7 protein-coding genes are annotated in these 6,177 nt (G+C 61.8%); 3 read left to right on the forward strand and 4 right to left on the reverse strand.

Annotated elements, in window-relative coordinates; all coding sequences use genetic code 11:
- Nucleotides 1-82: 82 nt before the first annotated feature.
- The 4 genes from BV106_RS03030 to BV106_RS03045 form a co-directional block, all read right to left on the reverse strand.
- Nucleotides 83-820, reverse strand: coding sequence for a DUF1080 domain-containing protein (locus BV106_RS03030; protein WP_038160305.1), 738 nt, complete (start codon nt 818-820; stop codon nt 83-85).
- 392 nt (nt 821-1,212) lie between these two features.
- Nucleotides 1,213-1,953: a Bax inhibitor-1/YccA family protein gene (locus BV106_RS03035; RefSeq protein ID WP_038160308.1), complete on the reverse strand. Its 741-nt coding sequence runs from the start codon at nt 1,951-1,953 to the stop codon at nt 1,213-1,215.
- Between the two features lie 79 nt (nt 1,954-2,032).
- On the reverse strand, nt 2,033-2,668 hold the full coding sequence (locus BV106_RS03040; RefSeq protein ID WP_051944884.1) for a flavin reductase family protein: 636 nt from the start codon (nt 2,666-2,668) through the stop codon (nt 2,033-2,035).
- 32 nt (nt 2,669-2,700) lie between these two features.
- Nucleotides 2,701-3,792: a substrate-binding domain-containing protein gene (locus tag BV106_RS03045; RefSeq protein ID WP_038160311.1), complete on the reverse strand. Its 1,092-nt coding sequence runs from the start codon at nt 3,790-3,792 to the stop codon at nt 2,701-2,703.
- A 130-nt stretch (nt 3,793-3,922) separates the two neighbouring features.
- On the opposite strand from BV106_RS03045, the gene BV106_RS03050 reads away from it, so the two are divergent.
- The 3 genes from BV106_RS03050 to BV106_RS03060 all read left to right on the forward strand — a co-directional run.
- Entirely contained in the window at nt 3,923-4,705 is a 783-nt protein-coding gene (locus BV106_RS03050; RefSeq protein WP_038160314.1) for an SDR family oxidoreductase, read from the forward strand.
- A 29-nt stretch (nt 4,706-4,734) separates the two neighbouring features.
- Nucleotides 4,735-5,709, forward strand: coding sequence for an amidohydrolase family protein (locus BV106_RS03055; RefSeq protein WP_038160317.1), 975 nt, complete (start codon nt 4,735-4,737; stop codon nt 5,707-5,709).
- Nucleotides 5,687-6,177: SDR family NAD(P)-dependent oxidoreductase (locus tag BV106_RS03060; protein WP_265595285.1), on the forward strand; the 491-nt coding region annotated here is incomplete at its 3' end. The genes BV106_RS03055 and BV106_RS03060, both read left to right, overlap by 23 nt.

The following is a 6,177-nucleotide window of genomic DNA, read 5'->3' on the forward strand; positions in this document are numbered from 1 at the left end:
GACAAACAAAGAAAGAGCCCGCTCTCGCACTTCCCAGAGGGATGCGCAAGGCGGGCTCAAAGAGGAAATCAGGACTGCCAGACTACTGCTTGAGGATCAGGTCCTTGAACTGGACGATCATGGGAGGACCGGCATGAATCTGAAGAGCCAGGATGCCTTCCTTGGGAGCATTGGCGGCGTCTTCGTCCGTCACGTCCACGGTCTGCTTGCCGTTGATGAAGTGCTGGAGGTGGTTGCCCTTGGCCACGATCTTGTACTCATTCCAGTCTTCGCTCTTGATAGAGGCCTGGATCTCTTTGCTGTCACCGACAGTGCCGGTGGCTTCCACCGCGAAGTCCTTGCTCTTGGGATCAGCGGGGTTCTTGGCCTGAGACTTGATCACCGTCTTCTGGCCGCGTTGGGCGAGGATGCCACGGCCTTTCTCTTCATAGAGGATGCCGCTGTAGGTCGTACCAGCTTCGAAGTCGGCCTGGTAACCGCTCACCACCGGACCGTACTGCCCTGGGGCCAGCTCCTTGCTGCGATACTGCACGCCGCTGTTCCCGGCGACGATGCGATATTTGAAGGTGAGCTCGAAGTCACCCACCTTGCCGTCCTTGTAGACCAGGAAGGTGTTGTGGCTCAGCGGGCTCTTCTTGGGATCCGCCTCAGAAGCCGGGGTCTGGCCGGTGATGGCCCCGTCCTTGACGGACCAGAGATCCTTGTTCCCCTCCCAGCCGGTCAGATCTTTGCCATTGAAGATGGCCTTGCCTTCCTCCGCCGAGGCAGAGTGAAGCGTGAGGGCGGCGGCAACGAGGGAGTAGAGAAATGCGCGTTTCATGAGTGCAGCTAAACGGAGACTTCGTCTGCTTTCCAGCATGGAGGATGGAAAAGTTTGTCCCGCTTTCGCGGGAGGCAGGAGGAGAAGGTCCTGACCCGGGACTCTGGTGCCAGCGACCTGCGCCCGCAACTGGACCTCGCTGGCATCCACTCCGGGATGCAACACTCATTTTGATCTTCCGGAGGTATCAGTCGCTCCGCTCCTTCACTCTCCGGCTAATGGCTTTGATGCCTCCGGCATCGGATAGCCCGGACTGAGACACGATCAGATCGTCAAAATCAACGCCCCAACTTCCCGATGAGGTTCTGGGATCGGTCACGAATCACAAAAAAGGCGCTGACTCCTGCCAGCGCCACTTTTGACTTTTTACTCTCAACTTTTCACTGCCCTTCTCAATCCTTCCGGCTAGCCAACTTCGCCAGCAACCGCAGGATCTCCACGTACAGCCAGATAAGTGTGACCAGCAGGCCAAAGGCGGCATACCACTCCATGTACTTGGGGGCACCGTGCTCGACGCCCTGCTCGATGAAGTCAAAATCAAGGACGAGGTTCAATGCGGCGATCACTACCACAAACACACTGAAGCCGATGCCGATCAGACCGCTGCCGTGGATGTAGGGGATCTGGATGCCGAAGAAGCCCAGCACCATGGTGATGACGTACACCAAGGCAATGCCGCCAGTGGCAGCGAAGATGCCGAGCTTGAAGTTCTCTGTGGCCTTAATGAGGCGCAGGGAATACGCCGCTAGCAGCGCGAACAGAACGCCCAGGGTGAGCAATACGGCCTGCAACACAATGCCCTGAAACTGGAGGGCATACATGGCGGAGAGAGCACCGACGAAGAGCCCCTCAGCCACAGCATACAAGGAGCCAGTGAAGGCGGCCCATTCCTTTTTGAAGACGGTGATGAGGCACAACACCAGACCGGCGATGGCGCCACCGATCATCCACGGCATGGCCGCCGAGGGGTTTGCCATGCCGAGCTTGTAGGTGTAGCAGGCGCAGGTAAAGACGATCACCATGAACAGGGCGGTCTTGTTCACCGTACCCTGCAGGGTCATGGCGGGTTGCGATGCACCGACCCGAAGCTCGGCGAAGGTGGATTCCGAAAGCGCGGGATTCGAGGTTCTCATGGCTCGTAGAAGGGTTGGGGGGATGAAACGATGGCCAGCCCTGTCGGAACGAAGGGGCTGTTTCTCCAGAGATTGTACTTTAAGGGGCCGGACGACGCATGACAAACAACGATTCGGGCAAAACACGACTATAGGACGCACCGCCCAAGCGCGAAACGTAGTCCACCGCGGCCGGCTGGATCTCAGAGGGATCCGAGGTCATCAGCCCCTGGGCGACGTGGAACATGACCACCTCACCGATGATGTAGTTTGCGGCATCCGGTCCGCTGCCGTGATGCACCACCGTGTGCAGCTTGCACTCCATGGCGAATGGAGCCTCCAGCACGCGGGGTGGCTTGACCCTGAGCGAGGGCACCGCTGTGAAGCCGCTGTCCGGCCACTCGCTCACCCCGTAGGGCACCGGACGAGAAGTAGCCACCATCCCCTGCGTCATCGCCCCAGAGACCGTGTGGATGACGTACTCTCCCGTCGCGTGGATGTTGCGCAGGGTGTCCTTGAAGGAGCCGTCCTCCTTGGTGCAGGGGGAAAAACAGACGCTCACCGGATTGGACCCTGCGCCCATGAAAAAGGAGAACGGAGCGAGATTGGGGACGCCATCTGCGGACAGCGTGGAGACAAAGGCGATGGGCCGCGGTGCGACGGCATGGATGAGCAGATCGTAGGGATCGAAGCCCAGATCAGGAGCCTTGGGGTCAAATGCGTGATGGGAGTTCATGAAGAGAGGTACGAAATGGGAGAGTTCGAGGACTAGACAGTGCCGCCGGGGAGGAACTTGGGGGTGAGTCGGATGGCCCGGACGGGCTCCCGACCGTGCTCGGCCAGTCGGCGCACGGCGTTGGAGACCCGTCGGGTGAACTGGCTCAGGCTGGTGGCATAACGGGCGACCGGCGGCACGGCATGTTCAAGAAAGGCGTCATCATCACGGGAGATCACGGCCACGTCTTCCGGGATCCGTTTGCCCTTCTGCAGGAGGTGCATCATGACCGTGACGACATGCAGCCCCCGCGCCACAATAAAGGCGGTGGGCGGATGCGAAGCGCTCATGGCCTTGTCGATGAGCTTGCAGAGATGCGGAGCGGTGCCGTCATGCCGGATCACCGTGGGCACAGTGGCAGGTTCCGCAGCCATGGCCTCCAGAAACCCCTTTTCACTGTCGGCATCGCCGCCGAAGGCCCCCCGGGGCAGGACGAGCGCGATGCTGCGATGTCCTTTGCGCCGGAGCAGGCCACCGGCATGCCGACAGGTGGCGCGGAAGTCCGAGTCAATGGAAGGCAGCGCGATCTCAGGCGAGCTGGATCCCACCACCAGACAAGGCAGCTTACGCCTCACAAACCACTGCTGGATGGGGTCCTTTGAGCCAAAGATGACCCAGGCCGCCGCCGGCACCCGGTTCACCAGCGCGTCCAAGGAGCGGTCAGGATGCTCCGTGTAACTGGCCGGGCTGATGTGCAGCTCAAAGCTGAACCCCGCACGGTTAAGACTCGCCCGCAAATCATCCACCAGGCACATCGAGGTGGGGGCCATCTCCAGCAAGGGGCGGGAGGAAATGGCGGCAATGAGGCGGGAAGGCTCCGCCTCTGTCGCAGCCTGCACCCCGGCGCAGATGCGACGACGCTGCCGGGCCGATGCCGCGACCCAGCCATCCGCTTCCAGCACCTCCAGCGCGGCCCGCAACGTGGGGCGACTGACTTGAAGCTGGGCGCACAGATCCCGCTCTCCTGGCAGGAACCCCTGCCAGTGCCCGGAACGCACACCCTCCTTCAGACTGTGCACGGTCTGGGCCGTGAGCGAGTATCGCTGAGGCAGGGCGGGCTGCGAGGAGAGGTCTGGGGGCGACATCTGGTCTGGTCAGGGGAAGTGACCAGGAGCCTACGCTTGTTCGCCCTGTGCCTGCAAGCCAAAATCCCCAACCTACCTGACTGCCCCCCTTCGGGCTTCACCCCTTCCCCCACACAACCACCGGAGAATCATGCACGCCCCGTTGTTTCAGCTCCACCAGCGAGACATCTGGGTGTTTGGCGGCGCAGGCTATCTGGGCCGGCCTGTGGTGACGCAACTCCTCGCCATGGGAGCCCGGGTGCTCTGCGTGGACATGGAGGACCGGGCTACTCATGCCGTGGCGGAATCTGGCTGGAACGACCAAGTCACCCCGGCCTCTCTGAATGTGAACGAGGTGGACGAGGCAACGCAGTTCGTGGAGTCACAACTGGTCACCCGGGGCACACCTCACGGCCTGGTGGTGATGACCTTTCAATCCACTGCCAGGCGGCTGGACGAATTAAGCGCAGCAGAGTTTGATGCCGCCAATCACGGCAATCTCACCGCCACCTTCAGCCTGGCCCGACCGGTCGCGGCCGCTATGGCCCGCCAGGGACGCGGCAGCATGGTCCTCTTCTCCAGCATGTACGGCTCCGTGTCGCCGGATCCGAGGGTGTATAAGGAACCCATGACGCCCAACCCGATCGAGTACGGAGTGGGCAAGGCCGGGGTGCAGCAGATGGCGCGCTACTTTGGCGTGCATCACGGTCCCCACGGCGTGCGCTGCAACTCCATCTCGCCCGGGCCTTTTCCCAATCCCAAGGTGCAGGTGGATCACCCGGACTTTGTCAGCCGACTTTCCTCCAGGGTCCCGATGGGCCGCGTGGGTCACGCCAGCGAGATCGCCGGTGCCGTGGTCTTCCTGCTCAGCGATGCCTCCAGCTTCATCACCGGTCAGAACCTCGCCGTGGACGGCGGCTGGACCGCTTGGTGACCACCCCTTTCATCAACGCCCTCTTTCCCATGCTCATCGACTGCCACAACCACGTTGGAGCGGACCTGCTCTTTTACCTGCATGGCGACTTCCCCTATGCCCAGCAGCTCGTGGCCATGATCCAGGAGGGCGGGGCCCTGGGCGTCACGCACTGGGTCGTCTTTCCTTTTGTTTCCTATGCCGCCATGGACACCACCAGGTTCCGCGCCGGCGAGGCGGGCTTCGGCTCCGGCGGCCTGGAGAAGGTGCCCTACGCCTTTGAGAACCGCCGCCTGCTGGAGGAGTGTCACAAGTTGTTTCCTGAAGAGGGACGCAAGACACTGCCATTCGTGATGGTGGACCCCCTACGCGAGACCGCCGCCCAGGCGGTCGAGCTGCATCGCCTCAGGGAACAGTATCGCTTTCACGGCATCAAGATCCAGAGCACGATCATCCAGGCCGACATCAAACGACTCGCCCATGAAGGCCAGGTCTTCCTGGAACTGGCGCGGGAGTGGGATGTCCCCTTTCTCATTCACAGCAGTGTCGCAGAGAGTGATCTCTGGGCCCAGGCGTCCGACATCCTTGATCTCGCGGAGGCGAACCCCGACGTCCGCTTTTGCCTGGCGCACTCCTGCCGCTACGACAAGGAGTGTCTGGACCGCGTGAACGCCCTGCCCAACACGTGGTTCGACTGCTCCGCGCACTGCATTCACTGCGTGGGCGCGGTGGATGATCTCCCCTACATCGCCCCGCGTTCCCGACGCTTCGACAGCGACTACTCCCGCCCAGAACGAGTGATTGCCGACATCGCGGAAGCGTATCCCACCAAGTTTATGTGGGGCAGTGACTCCCCTTTCTACAGCTACGCCGCAGAGATCAATCATCAGGTGGTGAAGCTGATCAGCACCTACGAGAAGGAGGTGACGGCATTGAAAGCGAGCCCGCCCGAGGTAGTGACGCGCATTGCCTCCACCAACACCCTCGCGTATCTGAAGCTGCATGATGAAAGCATTCTCTCTTGAGGGACGGTCCGCCCTGGTCACGGGGTCTTCGCAGGGCATCGGGTTCGCGGTCGCACAAGGCCTGGCCGAAGCCGGGGCCCGGGTGATCTATCACGGCCACCAGACACGTCCGTCCGACGTGCCGGAACCGGCGGTCTATCTGCTGGCCGACCTCACCCAGGAGACGGCGGCAGAGCAGTTGATGGCCGAGGCCGTCGCAGCCGATGCGGCGCTGGATCTACTGGTGTGCAATGCCGGCAGCTTCTTTGACCTGCCGGTTCTGGAAATGACGCGGGAGCGCTGGGACCGCACCATGGCGCTCAATCTCACCTCCACGTTCTTCCTCGCCCAGGCCTTTGCACGCCATCTGGTGACAACTGGAAGGCCGGGAAGCATCATCATCACCTCCAGCACCAATGGGTTTCAAGGCGAGGTCAACTCCTGCGCCTATGACGCCAGCAAAGGTGCACTGCTCATGCTCATCCGCTC

Origin of the sequence: Verrucomicrobium sp. BvORR106, assembly GCF_000739655.1 — a bacterium.
Taxonomy (GTDB): Bacteria; Verrucomicrobiota; Verrucomicrobiia; order Verrucomicrobiales; family Verrucomicrobiaceae; genus Verrucomicrobium.